This window comes from Oceanobacillus sp. FSL K6-3682 (assembly GCF_037976165.1).
GTDB lineage: Bacteria > Bacillota > Bacilli > Bacillales > Amphibacillaceae > Oceanobacillus > Oceanobacillus sojae.
In genome coordinates, this window is record NZ_CP150263.1 from 4,060,182 (window position 1) to 4,080,585 (window position 20,404).

Annotated in this window: 17 protein-coding genes; 5 read left to right on the top strand and 12 right to left on the bottom strand. The window is 34.3% G+C overall.

Annotation, left to right across the window (positions count from 1 at the left end; genetic code table 11):
• Window positions 1-15 precede the first annotated feature (15 nt).
• Window positions 16-156 (top strand): YvrJ family protein, encoded by a 141-nt coding sequence (locus tag MHH51_RS19830; protein ID WP_339283192.1) that lies wholly within the window; start codon window positions 16-18, stop codon window positions 154-156.
• A gap of 132 nt (window positions 157-288) precedes the next feature.
• On the opposite strand, the gene MHH51_RS19835 is transcribed toward MHH51_RS19830, so the two are convergent.
• Together MHH51_RS19835 and MHH51_RS19840 are read right to left on the bottom strand one after the other, a co-directional pair.
• On the bottom strand, window positions 289-1,029 hold the full coding sequence (locus MHH51_RS19835; protein WP_339283194.1) for a WecB/TagA/CpsF family glycosyltransferase: 741 nt from the start codon (window positions 1,027-1,029) through the stop codon (window positions 289-291).
• Between the two features lie 63 nt (window positions 1,030-1,092).
• Window positions 1,093-2,160, bottom strand: coding sequence for an MraY family glycosyltransferase (locus MHH51_RS19840; RefSeq protein WP_339283196.1), 1,068 nt, complete (start codon window positions 2,158-2,160; stop codon window positions 1,093-1,095).
• Window positions 2,161-2,382: 222 nt separating this feature from the next.
• Here MHH51_RS19840 and MHH51_RS19845 point away from each other — a divergent pair, with 222 nt between their 5' ends.
• Window positions 2,383-3,102, top strand: a complete 720-nt coding sequence (locus MHH51_RS19845) for a glycerophosphodiester phosphodiesterase family protein (protein ID WP_339283198.1) — start codon at window positions 2,383-2,385, stop codon at window positions 3,100-3,102.
• Between the two features lie 261 nt (window positions 3,103-3,363).
• Here MHH51_RS19845 and tagH read toward each other — a convergent pair whose 3' ends face one another.
• From tagH to galU, 6 genes are all read right to left on the bottom strand, one after another.
• Window positions 3,364-4,200, bottom strand: coding sequence for a teichoic acids export ABC transporter ATP-binding subunit TagH (tagH, locus tag MHH51_RS19850; RefSeq protein ID WP_339286330.1), 837 nt, complete (start codon window positions 4,198-4,200; stop codon window positions 3,364-3,366).
• A gap of 16 nt (window positions 4,201-4,216) precedes the next feature.
• Window positions 4,217-5,044, bottom strand: coding sequence for an ABC transporter permease (locus MHH51_RS19855; RefSeq protein WP_339283200.1), 828 nt, complete (start codon window positions 5,042-5,044; stop codon window positions 4,217-4,219).
• A gap of 211 nt (window positions 5,045-5,255) precedes the next feature.
• Complete coding sequence (locus MHH51_RS19860) at window positions 5,256-6,788, bottom strand: polysaccharide pyruvyl transferase family protein (protein WP_339283202.1); 1,533 nt, start codon at window positions 6,786-6,788, stop codon at window positions 5,256-5,258.
• Between the two features lie 232 nt (window positions 6,789-7,020).
• Window positions 7,021-8,223, bottom strand: coding sequence for a CDP-glycerol glycerophosphotransferase family protein (locus MHH51_RS19865; RefSeq protein ID WP_339283204.1), 1,203 nt, complete (start codon window positions 8,221-8,223; stop codon window positions 7,021-7,023).
• A gap of 2 nt (window positions 8,224-8,225) precedes the next feature.
• Window positions 8,226-10,886, bottom strand: a complete 2,661-nt coding sequence (locus MHH51_RS19870) for a CDP-glycerol glycerophosphotransferase family protein (protein WP_339283206.1) — start codon at window positions 10,884-10,886, stop codon at window positions 8,226-8,228.
• Window positions 10,887-11,101: 215 nt separating this feature from the next.
• Window positions 11,102-12,004, bottom strand: coding sequence for a UTP--glucose-1-phosphate uridylyltransferase GalU (gene galU / locus MHH51_RS19875; protein WP_339283208.1), 903 nt, complete (start codon window positions 12,002-12,004; stop codon window positions 11,102-11,104).
• 374 nt (window positions 12,005-12,378) lie between these two features.
• On the opposite strand from galU, the gene galE reads away from it, so the two are divergent.
• A complete protein-coding gene (galE, locus tag MHH51_RS19880) occupies window positions 12,379-13,368 on the top strand; it encodes a UDP-glucose 4-epimerase GalE (RefSeq protein WP_339283209.1) in 990 nt (329 codons plus the stop codon).
• A gap of 310 nt (window positions 13,369-13,678) precedes the next feature.
• Here galE and MHH51_RS19885 read toward each other — a convergent pair whose 3' ends face one another.
• From MHH51_RS19885 to MHH51_RS19895, 3 genes are read right to left on the bottom strand one after another with little or no spacing between them, the layout of a single operon-like run.
• The gene (locus tag MHH51_RS19885) at window positions 13,679-14,239 is read right to left on the bottom strand and encodes an IS3 family transposase (protein WP_339283211.1); all 561 of its coding nucleotides are present in this window, start codon (window positions 14,237-14,239) and stop codon (window positions 13,679-13,681) included.
• Window positions 14,240-14,245: 6 nt separating this feature from the next.
• Window positions 14,246-14,359: a transposase gene (locus MHH51_RS19890; protein WP_339283212.1), complete on the bottom strand. Its 114-nt coding sequence runs from the start codon at window positions 14,357-14,359 to the stop codon at window positions 14,246-14,248.
• Window positions 14,359-15,012, bottom strand: a complete 654-nt coding sequence (locus tag MHH51_RS19895) for a transposase (protein ID WP_339283213.1) — start codon at window positions 15,010-15,012, stop codon at window positions 14,359-14,361. Before MHH51_RS19895 ends, MHH51_RS19890 begins: the two co-directional genes overlap by 1 nt.
• A 260-nt stretch (window positions 15,013-15,272) precedes the next feature.
• Here MHH51_RS19895 and istA point away from each other — a divergent pair, with 260 nt between their 5' ends.
• Both istA and istB read left to right on the top strand, forming a co-directional pair.
• Entirely contained in the window at window positions 15,273-16,841 is a 1,569-nt protein-coding gene (istA, locus tag MHH51_RS19900; protein WP_339283214.1) for an IS21 family transposase, read from the top strand.
• Entirely contained in the window at window positions 16,838-17,608 is a 771-nt protein-coding gene (gene istB / locus MHH51_RS19905; protein ID WP_042533127.1) for an IS21-like element helper ATPase IstB, read from the top strand. Before istA ends, istB begins: the two co-directional genes overlap by 4 nt.
• Window positions 17,609-17,665: 57 nt before the next feature.
• Here istB and MHH51_RS19910 read toward each other — a convergent pair whose 3' ends face one another.
• On the bottom strand, window positions 17,666-20,332 hold the full coding sequence (locus MHH51_RS19910) for a GW dipeptide domain-containing protein (protein WP_339283215.1): 2,667 nt from the start codon (window positions 20,330-20,332) through the stop codon (window positions 17,666-17,668).
• Window positions 20,333-20,404 lie beyond the last annotated feature (72 nt).

Genomic DNA, 20,404 nt, shown 5'->3' on the forward strand with positions numbered 1-20,404 from the left:
AAGGTGGTGAATGATATGGAAGCATGGATTTCTCTTTTAACCGATATTGGATTCCCTGCTGCGGTAACCTTCTACTTGTTACACCGGGTTGAGGGAAAGCTTAATCAATTAATTGAGTCCATCTACTCGATTTCAATTCCTAAGAAAATAAACTAAAAAGAGGATTTTCCCATTTTATTTCATCTGGGAAAATCCTCTTCTCTGTTATTTATTGAAATACAAGCTTTCTAACGACCAAATTTCACCCGTATCTTAAAAAGTTATGATTAACGCAAAAGAACGTTCCCATCACCTTTTTCTATCCTTTATAATATCCCACATAAATTCAAAAAGCTTCAGTGTACGTTTCATTCTTGTCCTTGGTTGCTGTGTCAGACGATAAAACCACTCCAGGTTTAATTTAACCCATATTTCAGGAGCCCGCTTTACTTCCCCGGCAAGTATATCAAACGTTCCTCCAACCCCCATAAACAATCCATGATTAAACAAGTCTTTATATGCAGCGATCCATTTTTCCTGTTTTGGAAACCCGGCAGCTACCAAAATAATATCAGGAACTGCTGCTGCTATTTCTTCTACAAGATCGCGGTCATCAAACTCAAAATATCCATTATGCCTTCCTGCAATGTGAATATTTGGATAGTCTGACTGCACTTTTTTTACAGCTTTTTCATTGACGTCCTCTTTCGCCCCTAAAAAATAACAGCTTAATCCATTTTCATCAGCATAATTTAATAAATCCAACGTCAAATCAAACCCGGCAATCCTCTCTTGTAATGGTGTTTTAAGCAGTTTGGCAGCCAGGATAATACCAATACCATCCGGAACTGTATAATCTGCTTCTTGAATCACTTTTTTATAAGCACTGTCTTCCTGCGCCTTCATTACTATCTCTGGATTAGCCGTCACGATAAACTTTTTTTCTTTACGTTGTAAGCCAGGGAAAATATCCTCTACTAAAAATTGATATTGTGTTTTATTAACAAAGTCAATATCCATCACTTTTACACTTCGACGGTCTTTCTGCATGTTTTTATATCCTTCCCCACTGTTCATTTCTTATTTATAAAGTTTTTCTATATCATGCTCTTGTCACTTTTTCCAATATCTATATTGAGATGACCGTTTAAAAAAATTACTTAACGGCTTAAATTTACTATTAATCATTTCTAACGTATCAACAAGCATAAGCAGAACGAACAGCATAACAGTTAGAATCAGTATTGACCCCCATAAGGTTGTCATTGTAAATAGGATAGCTGCTACACTGAACAATGCACTCAACATGTAAATAAAAAGTACCGTCTGTTTATGCGAAAAACCGAATTGCATCAACCGATGATGCAGGTGGGCACTATCCGGGCTGGACATCGGGCGTTTGTCTATTTTCCTGCGTATCATCGCAATTAGCGTATCAGATATAGGCACCCCCAGGATAAAGATTGGAATAATGAAAGATACAACGGTGACATTCTTAAATCCAAGCAAGGATAATACAGCAATCATAAATCCCAAAAATAGAGCTCCTGTATCCCCCATAAAAATCTTCGCTGGATAAAAGTTATATTTTAAAAACCCAAGCACACTAAATAACAATATTAACGCCATCGTTGTAACATACACATCTCCCATCATCATCGCCATGCCAATAATAGGAATCAATGCAATACCAGAAACGCCGGCCGCAAGACCATCCAATCCATCAATTAAGTTAATTGCATTTGTAATTCCAACAATCCAAAGAATTGTAAACAGCTCACTAAATAAACCAAACTCTAACTCGCCACCAAACGGCAAGTTAATAAATTCTACTTGCAGTCCTCCCCAAAAGACTACCATACAGGCAACAATAACTTGAATAATAAATTTAAATTTTGCCGATAAATCATATATATCATCAAAAATTCCTAAAAGTAATATAACTGCGGCTCCACAAAGTATAGATAAATGAAAGTCGCTTGTTGGTTGAAGAACAATCAATCCGATCATAAAACTGATTGCAATCGCTATCCCGCCAAGGGTTGGGATAGGTTCTTGGTGAACCTTTCGGGCATTCGGTTTGTCTGTAATGTGCAGTTTTTTGGAATACTTGATGACAATTGGCGTCACAATTAATCCAACAACTAAACTGACCATTGACAAAAGGACAATTTGCACCATTTGCTACACCCCTATCTCCCCTTATTATGTATTTATATTATACAACTATACTATACCCATGTCGATTCATGTTAAGTAAATGTAAATTTTTATATTATTCCGTTTGCGAAAGAAGATAAAAGGGAAGCACTAAATAGATGAAACATGCTCGGTACATAGCCATATAATAAGATGTATCTGAACTGTATGATGTACTTTTATTCAGACGAAGGAGGAATTCTTTTGGTACTTAATTTTGCACATCGAGGCTCTTTAACAGAAGCTCCAGAAAATACATTACCTGCTTTTGAAAAGGCATTGGTTCACCGCCCTAAAGGGATGGAATTAGATGTACAGATGACCAAAGATGAGGAATTAGTTGTTTGTCATGATGCAAAATTAACTCGATTTAATAAAAATAGCAAAAAATTTATTCAGGAACTCACTTGGGAAGAAATTCAACAGATTGATATTGGCTCCAGTTTTAGTGAGGAATATAAAGAGTTAAATCTGACACGTCTAGAGGACGTTCTTTCTATCACACCAGTTGAAGTGCTGTTAAATGTAGAAATAAAGAATATCCCTGTTATTTATCCAGGTATCGAGAAAAAACTGTTAGATTGTCTGGAAAAATATAATCGACTGGATAATGTCATTATCTCTTCGTTCGATCATGTTGCCTTGCAAAATATTTGCAAACTTCATTCTACATTACGTTTAGGAATGCTTCTTCATTATCGTCTTTTAGATACTTGGAAATATGCCCAGGATAGTGGATTGCCTATTTATAGTATTCATCCGAATCATGTTTATGTTGATCAAACGTTTGTCCAAGGATGTAAAAATGCAGGATTCGGTGTTTACCCGTATACGGTGAATGATTGGGAACGTTATAAAGAGCTTGTTGATTATGGAGTGAATGGTGTGTTTAGTAATCAGCCGGAGATATTTGGAAATAAGTAAAAGCTTTCAACAGAATAAAATAAAAAGAATGTCATAAAACAACTTATAACGCTATTAAATGTTTTGATATCAATTTCATTTACATTTATTTTCTGATATATAGATTTTTTTAAGCGAAAGCCAGATAGAAAGCCATAGCTAGAAAATAAAATGTAGATCATTTTATTTTCTAATAACTTCATAACTCTAATTACCAGAATAAAACCTTTGTATTAAAAAAATGATTTGGGATAGAGCTCTATCCCAAATCATTTTTTATATTCACAGCTTTTTCCTTCTCTGACCATAAATAAAAGCTCTGCTTTGCAATTGTTTCATGTTCTCGGCAATTTTATCGTTACGATATTTTTTCCGCTCTTTATTACTCATCTTTTTCCATTGTTTTAAGAATTGCTCATACTTCGGTATAACTTCATCTGTTGTACCATAATCTTTGACTGCCCCATACTCTAACCAAAGAATTTTTTCACAGAACTCTTTCATCTGTCCAAGAGAATGGCTGACAAAAATCATTGTTTTTCCGCGCATTTTAAATTCTCGCATTTTTTCTAAGCTTTTTTCGGCAAATGCTTTATCTCCAACGGATAAAGCTTCATCTATGATTAAAATATCTGGGTCAATATTTACCGATATGGCAAAACCTAAACGTGATTTCATGCCACTTGAATAGGATTTTACAGGTTGATCAATAAATGTTTCCAACTCTGCAAATTCAATAATCTCCGGCTCGAGCTTTTCGATTTCATTCTTATTAAATCCAAGCATCAATAACTTCAACTCAATATTATCTCTTCCCGTTAAATCACCTTTCAGCCCAGATGCCACAGCAATAAGTGATGCTTCCCCGTTTAACGTTACAGAGCCGTTCGTTTCCGGTAAAATGCCGGCAATAATATTGGACAATGTTGATTTTCCAGATCCATTGATTCCAATAAACCCGACAATATCGCCCTTCTCTGCCTCAAAATTCACATTGGTGAGTGCATAGAAATCTTTCCCGTAACTTTTAGGGGTAACTAAATCGAGAAATCTTTCTTTATTACCATTATATAATTTATACTTTTTCGATACATTTTTTACTTCTATTGCTTTTTCCATTTTCAACACATACCTTTTATAAGAAGTCGATAAAATGCTTTCTAAATCGAACATGCATGCTTGCACCTATTATTAATAATAAAATAACAACAACCCAGAAATAAATGGTCAGTTGCCAATTAGTTATGAAGAACCATTCCGTTCCAAAAAAAGCAGCACGATAGCCTTGAATCAAGTAATACAACGGGTTTAACTGCATTATATTTAACAACCATGAGAGCTGGAGTTCCTCTAACTTACTTAATGGCCATAGCACACCTGAAATATAAAGAAACATCCGTAATGTCGAACTTAATAGCATGTGAAAATCTCGAATAATCGTTGAAATTGTCGATGTTATTAGAGAGATAGCAAATAAGAGACAAAACGCTGCAAATACACAGTAGATTAATTGTAAATAGTAAATATTAATATAGTACCCCATAATCTGATAAATAATAATCGCTATACTTATCATTACCAAGTGTACATAAAACTGTGAAAAAATAACATAACTAGGAATGATACTCATAGGAAAATTCATTTTAGAGAGCATGCGTAAACGGGAATATATTGATTTAGACCCTTGTACCATTGATTGGTAAAAAAATGTCCATACAAAGAATCCCCCAATCAACCATAAAATAAATGGGACAGGTTCTCCCCCCATTGCCACATCGTCACGAGATAATAGTAAACCGAAAACAAACCAATATATCATAATTTGAATAGATGGGTTTATTAACTCCCAAGCCATTCCAAGATAATTATTTTTATTTTTATTTTTTAATTCATATAAAGACAATCTTCTAATAAGATAAAAATGATCAATCTGTTCTTTAATAACTTTCCATGCGGATTTCATTAGCTTTTCCTTTCAACAAAAAGAATTAAATTTTCTCATGCTATTAAATTATACAAGTTCTCTTTGGAAAACACAATCATAAGAAAACTGAAAATGGCCTGATAAATTATTGAGAATTACTTAATAATCACTCTCAAATATATCAAAAAAGTCTATTACGTATAAAACCGTATGAATTAAAATATATTGAATTCATACGGCTCCTATCATTTTATTTATTATTATTTTTTTGTCTCATCAGACGCAGCGGCCTCGTTAATTTCCAAGATCTTGAATTCTCTATATTTTGAAGTTTAAGCATCAACTTTTTATTTTGCTTCTTTTTATTCTTTAACTCGTCTGCCTTTTTCTCTATTTCTAATCTTAACTCTGAAATAACTTTTTCATCTTTTTTAATTATACTTTCTTTTTTATTAACCGTCTTTTTAAGGTCAGAAATCGTCTTGTTCTTCTCTTTAACTTTACTTGTTTGCTTATTTTTTTCCTTTTCTTGCTTCGACACCATTATTTCAAAACTTTTTTGCAATCTTTCTTTCATTTCATAGGAACCACAAGAGGTTATTGGAATAACTGGGTTCTTAAGGTTAATTTTTTCAAGTTTAGTTTCCAAAGGCAATTGTAATCCTTGAGAATTATAATTATAAACGTGTTCAATATCATTTTTTTCTAGGAAACCGATAAAATTATCGTAATTTTTTTGGTGACTTTTTTCAACAGAATGTAAATCAACCTTGTCTAATAAATCTTCAAGTTTAGTATCATCATTGATTTCTCCAATAGAAACCCGAGGAAAATTATGATATTCGGATAATTCTCTCATTCTCGCATCAATCGGAATAGTTATACTAGGTGTTCCTGCAAGTGTAGGTGCAACATTTCCATGTAGCCTTGTTCCAATACTTAAGTCAACATTTCTCATATGTTCAATCCATGAAGGGGCTGACAAGAAGAATTTAACTTGATTATTCATGTAAACATCTGACGTTAAACTATTGGGATAGTTGTCTACTTTAGTATTAACAGCTCCACCTAGCAATGGTATGCCGGAATAGGTTAATATCATTTCATCCATATCTTGTGGTATAAAATCCAAATTTTTATATTGATCAGAAAGACCATTTAAAAACCTTAGAGCCTGTTGTTCTGCCTTAGGGGTCATATTGACACATAGTGAAGAATTATCATTTAATTCAATATCTCGAATTTTAATATTTTCACCATAAGTGTACATTGATGGACACCCAATAACTTGATGATCTCTGCCTTCTTTGAAACCTAGATAAGAGAGATAATCTGATGTGATTTGTCCCCTTAATCCAAGTATACTTGATTTCTCTAACACAGCACTTACAAAACGTCTGACGTCATCATCAAACGGTCTTTTGGAATCAATATTAGGTTCATATGGAAATGCCATCCCCATCCCAATTACATATACAGGAATCTTAAGCTTTTCAATTAGTTCTGTATATTTCTTGAGAGTAGGTATAAAACCAGGTCTAATTGCATTCGCTAATGGAATTGCATATGCATTATAGGTTTCGTTTATCATATCTGCATCTGCAGGATTTGTTCTATAGTAGTCGGAAACTAACTCTACATTTTCTGTAGTCAGGTTTCTAAAAACACTGTAGGCATACATTAAATTGCCAACATTATTTCCAATTGCATTTCTTTTAATTATTTCATCCGCGCTAAAAGTATCTAATGGAGACATTCCAGATCTTACAAGTATTTTTTTCATGTTTTAAGTACTCCTATTTTAAGCTAGTTTATGCATATTTTATCACAGTAATTAGTTATTAAAAAGTTTTATCTTAATTTATATCGTCTTATAATTACTAATTCATAATCTATATTTTGCACTAATTACTTTCTCTCAGTATTTTATTTGTAATCCAATATGACTCTTTATAGTATTATCTCATACAGGTTGCTTATAACTTTATTACAGAACGCGAGATATATTGAAGTGGTTAATGTTTCCAAAATACCTTATCAACAACACGTTTGGTGGCATTTCCATCCTCAAGATAACAAAATTGCTCATAAAAATCATTAAATGTTTGACTCGGCTGAAACCCATTTTCTTCAACAGCTTTGATTTCTCTAATAATTTCTTCTGTTGTTTTTGCTAATGGCCCGGGTGCCTTATTTTCAAAATCTAAGTAAAATCCCCGTAAATTGTCTCTGTACTCTTCTAAATCATAAACGAAAAATAAAATAGGCCGCTTCAAGTTCGCATAGTCAAAGAACACAGAAGAATAGTCAGTAATAAGCATATCTGAAATAAGGTAAATTTCCCGAATATCTTCATGCTTTGAGAAATCCATAACAAAGTTTTCATAGCCACGAAGGTCAAGGTTTTCCGCAACTAAATAGTGCATACGCAAAATAACCGTATGCGTATCACCAAACTCTTCTTTGAGTCTCTGAAGGTTCAATTCCAAATTGAATTTGTATTTCCCTTTCTCGTAAAATTGGTTATCCCGCCAAGTTGGGGCGTACAAAACAACTCTTTTATCAACTGGAAGTCCAAAATGTTTCTTCAATTTTTGAATTTCTTCAACACTGTTTTCATTAATCAAATAATCATTTCGAGGATACCCTGTTTCTAATACATTCTTTTTAAATTGAAAAGCTTGTTTGAATATATCTGTAGAATATCTGTTCGGCGAAACTAGATAGTCCCATTTACTTGCTTCAAAAACAAAGTTTTTCTTATACTTTTCCGTATCAGTCCCTGGCATTTGCACGTCATCAATATCTATGCCCAACTTCTTCAATGGCGTACCATGCCATGTTTGTAAATAGATTGTTTTTTTGGGCTTCTTGATCCATAATGGCAATCTGGCATTTATGACCCAGTATTTTGCACGGCCCATTAGAAGTATCCATTTTAAAGATAATCGCTTTACATGTGGCAAATTATTATCTTGAAAGATGTGAAGATGGCGACGGTCTGCCGCCCAATAGAGCTTATATTCGGGATAAGATTCCTTGATATATTCATAAATAGCTCGCGGGTTATCACTGTACTGTTTTCCATGAAAACTCTCGAAAATAATAAGTTTATTTTTTTTAGGTAACTTGGAAGTAGCTGAAAAAACAATTTGATATAATTTCTGTACAAGCTTGCCTCTTCTTATGCTGACAATTAATTGTTTCAATTTACTCATTTCTAAATCCTTTCATTTTCCTTATTCAATTTAGATAATACTGCTTGATAAATTCTCTGGCAATTGTGATGGTCTTGATATTTAATAATACTATCTACGTCAATATCAAAATTCTTAAAATGGTTTTCTATACTTTCCTCAATCATATCAACAAGATCTGCTTCATTTCGAGCTATCTTCCCTAAAAAAGTTTCTTCTACTGGTCTGAGAATTCCTCTTTTGAAAAATCGATTTACATCAAAATGATAATAGATAACAGGCTTATTCATTAATGTGAAATCAAAACTGACACTGCTAAAATCCGTAATAAGCAAAGCATGGTCTATTAATAACTGTTGAACGGTTTTAGAACCTAAGCGGATAAACTTAGTTCGGCTGCTCTCCCCATTAATATCCTGCGCAAAGAAATCCTGCGCTCTGTAATGTGGATAGAAGTTTAAATTAACATTATACTCTTCTAATATTTCCTGTAACCGTTCGTTATTAATCAAGTTATTGTAATAATTATAGTATTGACTTTTAAGAAACTGTTCATCTGTATGGATCCAGTCTCTCCAAGTCGGCATTAATAAAATATCCCTGGAATTATTTTCTTTCGGCAAATTATCAAACCGGGCCAGGCCTGTAACTGCCACTTCCTCTTCATTATAACCCATTTTATTCATGACGACATCATACTTCTCCGGGTCACTGCTGACAATAAACAAATCAAAAGGAAGCTCATAATTCTTTCGGTCGTATTCTACCGGTTTCCGTCCTAATACACCGTGCTGCAGAAATACTTTGATTGTATCTTCGTAGTTAAAGAAGCCTTGAGCCGGTTTATATGGCAATAAATTTTCTAAATCGTGCGTCCCCAGTAAAACTTTTGCACGACTGGCTATTTCAAAATGTTCTTTACTTCCAAAATGAAGGACATGCTCTTTATCCTCCAGCATCCGGTAATCTTCCGCATCTTCTTCAATGACATAATAAGCATCGACACTGGTATTTTTTCTTAACCACCGAAATAATGCAATTCCATTATCTTGAGCTGTATTATAACGTTCTCCAATCAACCAAATAGCTGGATCCTTTTCAGCAGTATTACTTAACATGTCTACATCATTTGGAATGGTGAACGTTTCTATTTTTAGATTGGCAAAAGGAGTAGTCGTAACCAGAAAATAATGCATATTCCCTTCCGTATCTTTTTCTTTTATTGATTCATAAAAATTGTCTTTACGATAATCAGCCAACTCATATTTTATTTTGTCTTTACGGATTGTATTCCCTTCCACGTCTTTGACAGTAATAAAGAAATCTAATATACTTTTTTCTTTTCCTTTGACCTTAATTAAATCTTTTGCTGATATTGGAATATCAAAGTTTTCTTCTTTCAGTGGAAACTCAATCATATCAAATGTATTACGGTCTTCCACTGCCAAATAAAAGGTGCAATCTTTGAAAACATGTAAATTTCCTATAGAACCCGAAAAATTAAAGTCCTTTACAGACTTAATTAATCGTCTCAATTTTGGTCTGTGAACAATAATGCTTCCCATTGATTTATCTTTTCTGCGATAAATTCGAAATACATATTCCTGCGAATTATAAATGACCTTAAAACTTCTTCTTTTGAAAATTTTTACAGTTTCAATAAAGAACTGATATTTAAAGAGCTTTCCTTCTTTGTCCTTCCGCAAAAGGAAAAAGCGTTTAATAGTAGAGCCTTCCAATATATTCTCATATAATATCTCTACTTTAAATCCATTATTCGTACGTTCAATTGGATGAACGGATTCTTTATCCAGTTTTGTATCTTGTACCAGAAATGTGTATTGATACTTATCTGGTTGAATATCTGCAGCAACTTCTAATTGAATTGAGCTCTCTTTTATGTCCAAATCCACAGCTTCTGTACCTAAATAATAATTATCCAATGATAAATAGAAGGATTTATTAATATGCTGCAAAGTTCCTTGATGATTCGTTGTTAGTAGAGAACTCTCTTCATTCGTTTTTGATTGCAGAAAATAAGCTATATCATCAATGGCAATAATCAAACGCCAATCTCCTTGAGACAGGTGATTAAAATCTAAAACCTCAAAGGTAGAAGTTTTCTTGTTCACTTCTATTTCTAGCGGCTTCATATCTCCATGTTTTAACGCGAACATTTTCACATGACTGCCTAGATTTAAACCCGCATTTTCCAGTACAGCAGTTAAGTTATTATAGGAGGTATACAGCTTTTTAATTATTTTCAATTCATTGGAGAACCTGAAATCTGGCAATAAATTTTTAACCAATACCTTTTTATTGATGGATAACCTAAATAACTTGTTCCCTACAGCGTGATAGAATACTTTTTCTTTTATATGCTCATCTAATTTTAACCAAAACTTTTGTTTAGTATTTGATAATACTACATAGTTATTAACATCATCTGATAAGTGGTTGATTGGAATCGAAATCGTCAATTTTTTTTTCACACGTCGATATGGAAGTTCAATTGTTTCCATTCCGTTAGTTAGGACAGCACTAATTCCAGCATAAGATATGAAATGCTTTAAACTTACGTCTACTTCTATGCTTGTATCCGCTACTACTCTCGATTGAACTACGACTGCTCTTTTTACTAAATAACTTTTACATTTTTTTATTAACTTTTTGATGTTCAACACTTCTACCAGCACTCCTAATAAAACTTATTTAGATATACTCTAATAATATATAGCATTTGGCAAACATTTATTATTTATGACGGTATTTATTTTTTGTGTAATATTCAAAACTTTAAAATATTATATAGTATTTAAAAAGCCACATGAATGTTTCATGTGGCTTTTTAATCTCTCTTTAAATATTTATTATTTATAAGACGACAACAAGCGGAGAACTACATTAATTTTAAATCTTGATTCTGTTCTTTAAGCTTGTCCGCTAATTCAATCAAATACTTTGTAAGCGGCTCTTGTAGATCCTTACGCTCTAGTGCCATTTCTAACGTTGTCTCTATAAAACCTAACTTCTCTCCAACGTCAAAACGATCTCCATCCACTTCATAGGAATAAACACTTTGCTCTTTATTTAACGCTTGGATAGCATCGGTTAATTGAATTTCACCGCCGGCACCAATCTTTTGTTCATCCAAGAATTTGAAAATCTCCGGGGTAAGGACATAACGTCCGATAATTGCCATATTCGAAGGTGCTGTCCCTTGTGCAGGTTTTTCTACAAAATCTTTTACGAGATATCTTTTTCCTTCTTTTTTTGTGTAATCAATTACACCATAACGGTGTGTCTCACTGGAAGGAACTTTTTTCACGGCAATTACAGACGATTGTACTTCGTTATACTCGTTGATTAATTGTTGTAATCCTGGCTCTTCATTGGAACGGATAATATCATCGCCAAGCAATACAGCAAATGGTTCATCTCCAATAAATTTCCGCGCGCACCAGACTGCATGTCCTAATCCTCTTGGTTCTTTTTGACGGATATAGTGAATTTCTACCTTAGCTGATTCTTTAATTCTTTCTAATAAGTCATACTTTTCTTTTTGCAAGAGATTCTCTTCGAGCTCTAGGGAGTAATCAAAATGATCCTCAATTGCTCTTTTTCCTTTTCCAGTTACTATAATAATATCTTCAATTCCTGAACGAACTGCTTCTTCAACAATATATTCGATAGTTGGGCGATCTACAATCGGCAGCATTTCTTTCGGCATAGCTTTTGTTGCAGGTAAGAAACGAGTTCCTAACCCTGCTGCCGGGATAATGGCTTTTCTTACTTTTTTCATGGATATTCCTCCTGTAAAATAATTTCACTATTACATTTATAAAGTTGATTTAATTATTTATTGGGCTTTTCTTTCAAAATAATTCTAAGTACTACATTATAGTAACATATTATTCATCACATACATAGGCAGTTTATAACTCCCTGTTTCAAGTAAACAATTCGTTAACTTAAATATATATATTACTTTAACTTTATAATTATGTTTATAGCTTTTCACAACTTATATTATAGATTATAATATAAGTTGTTGTAATACATCAAACTTATGGAAACCTAAGTAAAAAATTTTCATAAATAATATAACCTACTATATCTTTAATATATTACAATTTACAACTAAAGAAAAATTAATTTTTGTAAGGAGCGGAATTCATGACTATACTAGTATCAGGCGGAGCAGGGTATATTGGCAGCCACACCGTATTATACCTTCAACAGCAAAATGAAGATGTAATTGTATTAGATAACTTATCTAAAGGACACCGTGGTGCCCTTCATGACGTGAAATTTTATGAAGGGGATTTAGCAAATACAGTACTTTTAGATAAAGTATTTCAAGAAAATAAAATCGATGCGATTATCCATTTTGCAGCAAGCTCACTAGTAGGAGAAAGTATGGAAAAACCATTAGATTATTACGAGAATAATGTTTTAGGTACCTTCCAACTTATAAAAAAAGCAGTAGAGTATAAGGTAAATAATATTGTATTCTCATCAACAGCAGCAACATATGGGGAACCAAAAAATATTCCCATTCTTGAAACGGATTCTACGATACCAACAAATCCTTATGGTGAAACAAAATTGGCAATTGAAAAGATGTTGAAATGGTCCCATGATGCATATGGATTAAACTCCATTTGTTTACGTTACTTCAATGCTGCCGGCGCTGACCCAGAGGGAAGAATTGGAGAAGACCATACACCAGAATCTCACCTTATTCCAATTGTACTGGAAGCTGCACTCGGTCAAAGAGATGGCGTGAAAATTTTTGGAGATGATTATCCAACTGCAGATGGCACGTGTATTCGAGATTATATTCACGTCCTCGACTTAGCTCAAGCCCATTATCTTGCAGTTCAAAAGTTAATCAATGATGGTGGCTGTGATATATTTAATCTAGGAAACGGTCAAGGATTCTCTGTTAAAGAAGTCATTGAAACATGTCGAAAAGTAACTCAGAAAGATATCAAAGCAGATGTTTCTCCAAGACGCGAAGGCGATCCGGCACAGTTAATTGCTTCATCAGATAAAGCAAAAAGTAAATTAGGATGGAAACCGCAATACGATCAGCTAGAAACAATGGTGCAGCATGCTTGGAACTGGCATTCTACTCATGTGAACGGCTATAAAAGTAAATAATCATTTTAAGTAACCTCTTGCGATTAATTTTACCTGAGTAGTTTATTATTAAACTTTTTATTTTTATCGTAAGAGGTTTTTTATATAATCTTACTTTAATCCATCATGTGTCTTTCTGATCTTTATAAACCAATAGTTTATTACTAACTCTTTTACTATAATGATTGGAAAAAATGATTAGCAGTTATTCTAAGAAGCTGGGGGAAATTTAACAAGAAAGGAGTAAGCACTTAATGAACTGCACCCAGTCAAGTAGACAGGTAAAAAAATAAATTTTTGTACGCATATGTTAAACGCATATGCGTATTTTTTATGCCGGGATACTTAATCCCATATTTAAAGTCACTCGTTTTTCATTAAAAAATTGGATATCCTGCTTTAAATCTTCAACCGTTTGATAGGTGTTTAACTTAAATCGTTCCGATTTAATGATCCCCCAGACATTTTCCATCGGTCCGTTATCGATACATTTTCCCGGTCGGGACATACTGTGAATGAGACCATTGGTCTTCACATATTGATTAAACACATGTGATGTATACTGGCTGCCTCGGTCACTGTAGATGAGGGTTTTATCCCGAATTATCTTTGAAGTGATGGTTTTAAACGTTCGGTTGACCAGTGATTGTTCACAATGTGTATCCATTTGGTGGGCAATAATCTTTTTAGTATGTAGATCATAGATGGCACTTAAATATACCTTTTGACCATTGGTAAGTTTAAACTCTGTAATATCCGTCAACAACTTTTCCATGGCCTGTTGAGTATCAAACTGGCGTTTTAATTTGTTGTCTTGAGCATAATCCGGACGCATCTGCTTTCGGTGTACTTTCTTCACCCTGATTACAGCTTTCAATCTGAGTACTTTCATCAAGTGTTAGACCCGTTTATGATTGACCCTTGCCTGCTTAAAATGATTTAAATAAATCGTCATGCGACGATAACCATAAATTCCTTTGACAGATGTATAGACTTCCACAATCCAATCCATCAGCTGCTGATCCCTGTTTTCAAATATTGATTTTGTGCTTTTAACGCATCATTTTCTGCACGAAGCCGTGCATCTTCACTCTCTGGCTCACTCTGTTTTTTCTTCCCACGACCGTCTTGGAGTCCTTCAGGTCCGTGTGTTTTATATTTATTGACCCATTGGTAAACGTTATTGTATCTCACATTAAATTGTTCTGCCGCTTTCTTATAAGACAACTGATGATCAATGACGACATATTGTACAATCTCTAATCGCTCTTCAAATGTTATTTTTTTGGATTCCATCGTGTAGACCTCCGAACTTGGAGAATAGGTTGCATTCTCTTTTCCTTCAGTATACTTTAAAATCCAATTTCTTACTGTCGTTTCGGAGGGAATATTATATTTTATAGCCAGTGCACCTTTTCCAATCTGACCGTTTAAATATTCTTGAACAACAGTTTGTTTAAAATCTGCTGAATATGAATGGTTTGTTTTTCTTTGTTGGAGCCCCTTCAAACCATGCAGCATATATTTCTGATGGCACCTTCTAAATTTATTATTACTTAAAAGTAACCCATGTGTCCGCTTTAATTCATCGTAAGAACATCCCGCATTAAATAACTGAATATAATTCAATAATTCATCTGTCGTATGGACAGTATTTGATTTCAATAAAATACTCCCCCTTAAGTATTCACTTTTTTAAGTGTCTATTTAAGGGGGAGCATATCATAATCAAATGCTGTAACTGCTAAACTAAAGTAGACCATTATTGCTTGATAAGAATGAACACTTTTCTTGGGGGATAGGCATGTAACAGGCTGTTGCCCCGTAGGGGCGGCAGCCTGTTACATGCTCGCCGTTCCGTCAGGTACCAACTAACTATTGCAATCTTTCATTTACTGTATAATACATGTTTGTACGATACAGAAATGGGAGGAGTAAGAAAGGTGGAAACATGGAAAGTGTATATGGAAATCTATCAACTAAAACAAGAAGGATTTAAAATACGGAGAATAGCTAGAAAACTAGGTATATCAAGAACAACAGTATATAAATACCTTGAAAAGTCTCCTCAGGAAATGGCGGAGTGGGTAGCTTCCACACAGACAAGAAAGAAGAAATTAGATGCCTACGAATTACTTATTCATACTTGGCTAACAGAACATCCAGATCTTTCTAGTGCTCAAGTTCATGATTGGTTAAAAGAAAGGTTTCCAACTCTACGTGTTGGAGAAAGTACCGTTCGTGGTTATGTCAAAGCACTCCGGGAAAAATATCATATTCCAAAAACAGAGATGAAGCGTGTCTATCAAGCTATTCCAGATCCACCAATGGGGCAGCAAGCCCAAGTAGATTTTGGTCAGACGATACAGAAAACATCCCAGGGAAAGGAAAAGAAATTATATTTTATTAGTTTCGTGCTTTCGCACTCTCGTTATAAATACGTTGTGTGGCTCTCCCGTCCTTTTACAACAAAAGATATGATTCAAGCTCACGAAGATGCTTTTCAGTATTTTGGAGGAATTCCATATGAGTTAGCTTATGATCAAGATTCCCTTATCGTAGTAAGTGAAAATGAAGGTGATCTCATCCTTACCAGTGAATTTCAAGCATACAGGGAAGCAAGAAAATTAAAGCTCTTTGTATGTAGAAAAGCTGATCCAGAAAGTAAAGGGAAGATTGAAAATGTCGTAGGATTTGTGAAGAAGAATTTTGCGAAGAACCGCGTATTTCACCATATAGATAAATGGAATGAATCCTGTTTAGCATGGCTGATTCGAACGGGAAACGGAAAAGTGCATAATACAACAAAAAAAAGACCAGTCGAAGTGTTTGCCCTAGAAAAACAACACTTAAGACCAGTCAACAAAAAAATTTCAATTTCAAATATCGATAATAGTATAACAAGAAATGTTCGTAAGGACAATACTATTATCTATCAATCGAATCGGTATTCGGTACCACTTGGTACATATAAAAAAGATAAAGAAGTTTTTATTGAAATAAGCGATCAAAACGAATTAATAATACGTGAAGAATCGAATGGAGCAATCATTGCCAAACACACATTAAGTTTAGAGAAAGGGAAATTGATTCAAGATTCTCAACATACCAGAGACCGTTCTAAAGGAATAGCTGCCTATATAGAAACGGTATCGACGTACTTTGATGATAAGGAAATGGCTTCTGATTTCCTTCAGGAAATTCACCAAAGATATCCTCGTTATATACGAGATCAATTATCTCTTATTTTAAAGGTAGCAAGAGAACGAAGGAACCAAGCTTTAGAAGAATGTGTCGCACGCAAAATATATAGTGCAACAGAGTTTAGAGATGTCGTAGAGTTTATCCAAAGACAAACGGATTCTCATCAAAGGCCTCCGCAAATAGAAGCTATCAAAACATTGCATGGTATGGATGATACGCTGCTTCAAATCAAGCCAAAAACAAGAGAATTGGATTCTTATATAGAGTTATTGAAAGGAGCAACGGTATGAGTCATTCAATAGAAGAAATACAACAACAGTTTCGATCGTTGAGACTCACAGAGACGGCAAATTATTTGCCATCTCTGATTCAACAAGCAGAGTCAGAAGATTGGACATATCAAGTACTTTTGAAACAATTGACTGGATATGAATTAAAACGTAGGGATGAAAAATTAATCGAAAAACGATTAAAATGGGCTGCATTCCCTTCCTATAAGACGTTGGACGAGTTTCATTTAGATGAGCAGCAATCACTCAGCAAAAGACAAGTAAATCAATTAAAGGAGTTTAACTGGCTAGATCAACTCTATAATTTAATCGTTTTAGGACCGCCAGGTGTAGGTAAAACACATTTAGCCACAGGGCTGGGCATAGAAGCTATACAAAAAGGATATAAAGTCTCTTTTATTTCCATGGGGCAGCTGATTCAAACATTAAAAACAGAAGAAGTTACCAGAAAATCACAAACGAGAATGAAACGAATTCGTTCCTCTCATTTAGTGATTATTGATGATTTAATGTTTATGGCAATGGATACACGTGAAGCGAATTTATTTTTCCATCTTATTAACGACCTTTATGATAAGGCTTCAATTATATTAACTTCTAATAAAGGACCGAATGAATGGGGAGAATTACTAGGTGATCCAGGGATTACAACGGCTATCCTAGATAGAATTTTACATCGAGCTGAAGTTATTCATTTTCATGATGATGATAGTTATCGAATGAAACACCGTTCTTCCATTTTCATGGAAGAAAGTGTCCAAATTTAATTAGCAAAAAGTGTTCATTTCTACTTGACGCTCACAAATGCTTACTCCTTTTACAATTTACTTCACATAAGCCTCATGTATAAATACTCGTTGACCATCTAACGTCCCACGATACCACACATTGTTCCCTACTCGTTCTGTTTTGTTTACTTTAAATTCTGTATCAGCATAAGACGATAAGTTAAAAACTAGATTTCCATCTCTACCCCATGCTTTCGTATACGCACTTCCGTTTCCATTTAATGAAAATGTTTTTGCTTGAGTATCTATTCCTGTATGTGCGCGCGTTCTTAAATCGCTTGCTTTCATCCAGCCTATTACTCCATTCGTGGCACTCGCTTGTTCACTTATCAAGTAATAGCGCTCACTTCCTAAGTCAGCTTGTTTTTTAATATAGTATACTTCGTTCAAATGTTTTTCATCTACTGGCTGTACTGTATTCTCATTTCCTATTTCTTGATAAATTATAGCATCTACATTTTGAACATGCCCTAATCGGCTGGTAGAACTTTCTTTAACTTCATCTACATAAGTTTCATGTATGAATACTTGCTGTCCATCTAACTGTCCGCGATACCATGTATTATTGCCTACTTTTTCTGTTTTGTTTACTTTAAATTCTTGTCCTGCGTACGAGGATAGATTATAAACTAAATTTTGCGGGCCTCCCCACGCTTTAGAATAAGCATTTCCGTCTCCATTGACGATAAATGACTTCGTTTGAGTGTCTCCCCCTATATGTGCATGCGTTTTTAAATCGCTTGCTTTCACCCAGCCCACTGTTCCATTCGTGGCACTTGCTTGTTCACTAATTAAATAATAGCGTTCACTTCCTAAGTCAGCTTGCTTTTTAATATAATATACTTGGTTCACATGGTTGTCGGTTGCTGATTGTGCCGATTTTTCATCACCAATCTTCTCATAAATCTTAGTACTGTTATTTTTTAAGTGACCCAATTGACTGGTAGAACTTTCACTATATTCATCTACATAGGCTTCGTGGATAAATACTTGCTGCCCATCTAACTGTCCGCGATACCATGTATTACTGCCTACTTTTTCTGTTTTGTTTACTTTAAATTCTTGTCCTGGATAATCTTTCAAATCGTATATTTGATCAGAAGAACCGCCCCATGCATGTGTGAAAGCTTTACCTTTTCCATTTGTAATAAATGTTTTTGAAATAGAATCAACACCATTATGTGCGTGCGTTCTTAAATCACTTGCTTTCACCCAGCCTACTGCTCCGTTCGTAGCACTTGCCCTTTCACTTATCAAATAATAGCGTTCACTCCCGAAATCAGCTTGCTTTTTAATATAATACACTCGATTCAATTGACTCTCGTTCACTGGTTGTGCCGAATTTTCATCGCCGATTCTTTCATGTATTCTAGCTGTACTCTGCAGATGACCTAACTGGCTAGTGGAGCTTTCTGTTACCTCATCTACATAAGCTTCATGAATAAAGACTTGCTGAGCATCCAATGTTCCTCTATACCATGTATTGTTACCTACTTTTTCTGTTTTATTTACTTTGAATTCTTCTCCCGCATAATCGCTTAGATTATACACAAGATCAGCAGAGCCTCCCCAGGCTTTGGAGTAAGCATTTCCTTTTCCATTCACAACTAGCGTTTTCGATTCATTATCAACGCCAATATGATTATGAACTTTTACATCTTTTGCTTCTATCCAACCCACTACGCCATTTGTTGAGCTTGCTTGGTTACTAATTAAATAATATTGCTTATTATCTATTACTGCCTCAGCTTTAATATAGAAAACTTTGTTTGTATCTTCTCCACTTATACTAGAAGCACCACTTTGAGAAACAGGATCATCATACTTCGTTACATTATTTGAATTTAGTTGTCCCAGCTTACTTGTATTTGCTTTCTTGCTAACCGCTATAGAATTATATTTATCTGTCACAAGTGATGTAAACTCATTCCAATTGTAACCGTATCTAGAAAAATAGCCATGCGGGTCAACATGATTGGTACCTCCAAGATGGTCAGTCACTGCTTTATGTGACCACAAAGTTCCTTCTCCGGAATTTTCTGCGCTTGAAACACCTAAATTATAGTCATATAAAATATTCGCTATATATTCTGCATAATTATTTATCGATTTTGCGAACTGGTCGAAATTATTTACTCGCACAAGTTCTACATGAACAAAGCGTTCGTTTGCAAATCTGCCAGCCCCCCAAGAACCATAATCAGGCGAATGTATCTCTACAACATTATCATAGTCTACAAATGCATGAACAAATGCACTTGTATGATTTCGCTCCATATAGGAGATTTCGCCCCAAATCGTAGAATTATCATTTGCGGTTTCATGCGCTACTACGCCCTCTACTTCTCCTACTCCATTACGATATGGGAATTTAGTAAACATATCTTTGTGCTGATAGCTTGTTTCTACCGGGGATATATTTTTAATATAGGAGTTTACATCAGGGTAATTGTTATGCGGTGTAATAAGTTCTTCTTCCTCTCCCTCATGATCATGCTCCGGATTAAAATTCCCTTCACGCCAATCTTTTGGGATATACTGTAATTCCTCTTCACTCAGTTCGTTTATATATTCTCCATAAATGATAATACCATCGTCTGTTATCTCAAAATCTTTGCTTTCTTCCTCTTCCTCAGCAGTAACCAATAGCGGAAATCCACCTATAGTGAGTAATACAGAAAGACTTACTAAAAAATTTTTCATTCTAAAATCATCCTTTCTTAAAAATAAAAACAGCATCCTATTTTCATACTTTCATAGAATGCTGTTTTCAAA

Coding starts and splice junctions, on each gene's coding strand:
- MHH51_RS19830 (WP_339283192.1), top strand. CDS start 16: ATGGAAGCATGGATTTCTCTTTTAACCGATATTGGATTCCCTGCTGCG.
- MHH51_RS19835 (WP_339283194.1), bottom strand. CDS start 1,029: ATGCAGAAAGACCGTCGAAGTGTAAAAGTGATGGATATTGACTTTGTT.
- MHH51_RS19840 (WP_339283196.1), bottom strand. CDS start 2,160: ATGGTGCAAATTGTCCTTTTGTCAATGGTCAGTTTAGTTGTTGGATTA.
- tagH (WP_339286330.1), bottom strand. CDS start 4,200: ATGGAAAAAGCAATAGAAGTAAAAAATGTATCGAAAAAGTATAAATTA.
- MHH51_RS19855 (WP_339283200.1), bottom strand. CDS start 5,044: ATGAAATCCGCATGGAAAGTTATTAAAGAACAGATTGATCATTTTTAT.
- MHH51_RS19860 (WP_339283202.1), bottom strand. CDS start 6,788: ATGAAAAAAATACTTGTAAGATCTGGAATGTCTCCATTAGATACTTTT.
- MHH51_RS19865 (WP_339283204.1), bottom strand. CDS start 8,223: ATGAGTAAATTGAAACAATTAATTGTCAGCATAAGAAGAGGCAAGCTT.
- galU (WP_339283208.1), bottom strand. CDS start 12,004: ATGAAAAAAGTAAGAAAAGCCATTATCCCGGCAGCAGGGTTAGGAACT.
- galE (WP_339283209.1), top strand. CDS start 12,379: ATGACTATACTAGTATCAGGCGGAGCAGGGTATATTGGCAGCCACACC.
- MHH51_RS19885 (WP_339283211.1), bottom strand. CDS start 14,239: ATGAAAGTACTCAGATTGAAAGCTGTAATCAGGGTGAAGAAAGTACAC.
- MHH51_RS19890 (WP_339283212.1), bottom strand. CDS start 14,359: ATGGATTGGATTGTGGAAGTCTATACATCTGTCAAAGGAATTTATGGT.
- istA (WP_339283214.1), top strand. CDS start 15,273: ATGGGAGGAGTAAGAAAGGTGGAAACATGGAAAGTGTATATGGAAATC.
- istB (WP_042533127.1), top strand. CDS start 16,838: ATGAGTCATTCAATAGAAGAAATACAACAACAGTTTCGATCGTTGAGA.
- MHH51_RS19910 (WP_339283215.1), bottom strand. CDS start 20,332: ATGAAAAATTTTTTAGTAAGTCTTTCTGTATTACTCACTATAGGTGGA.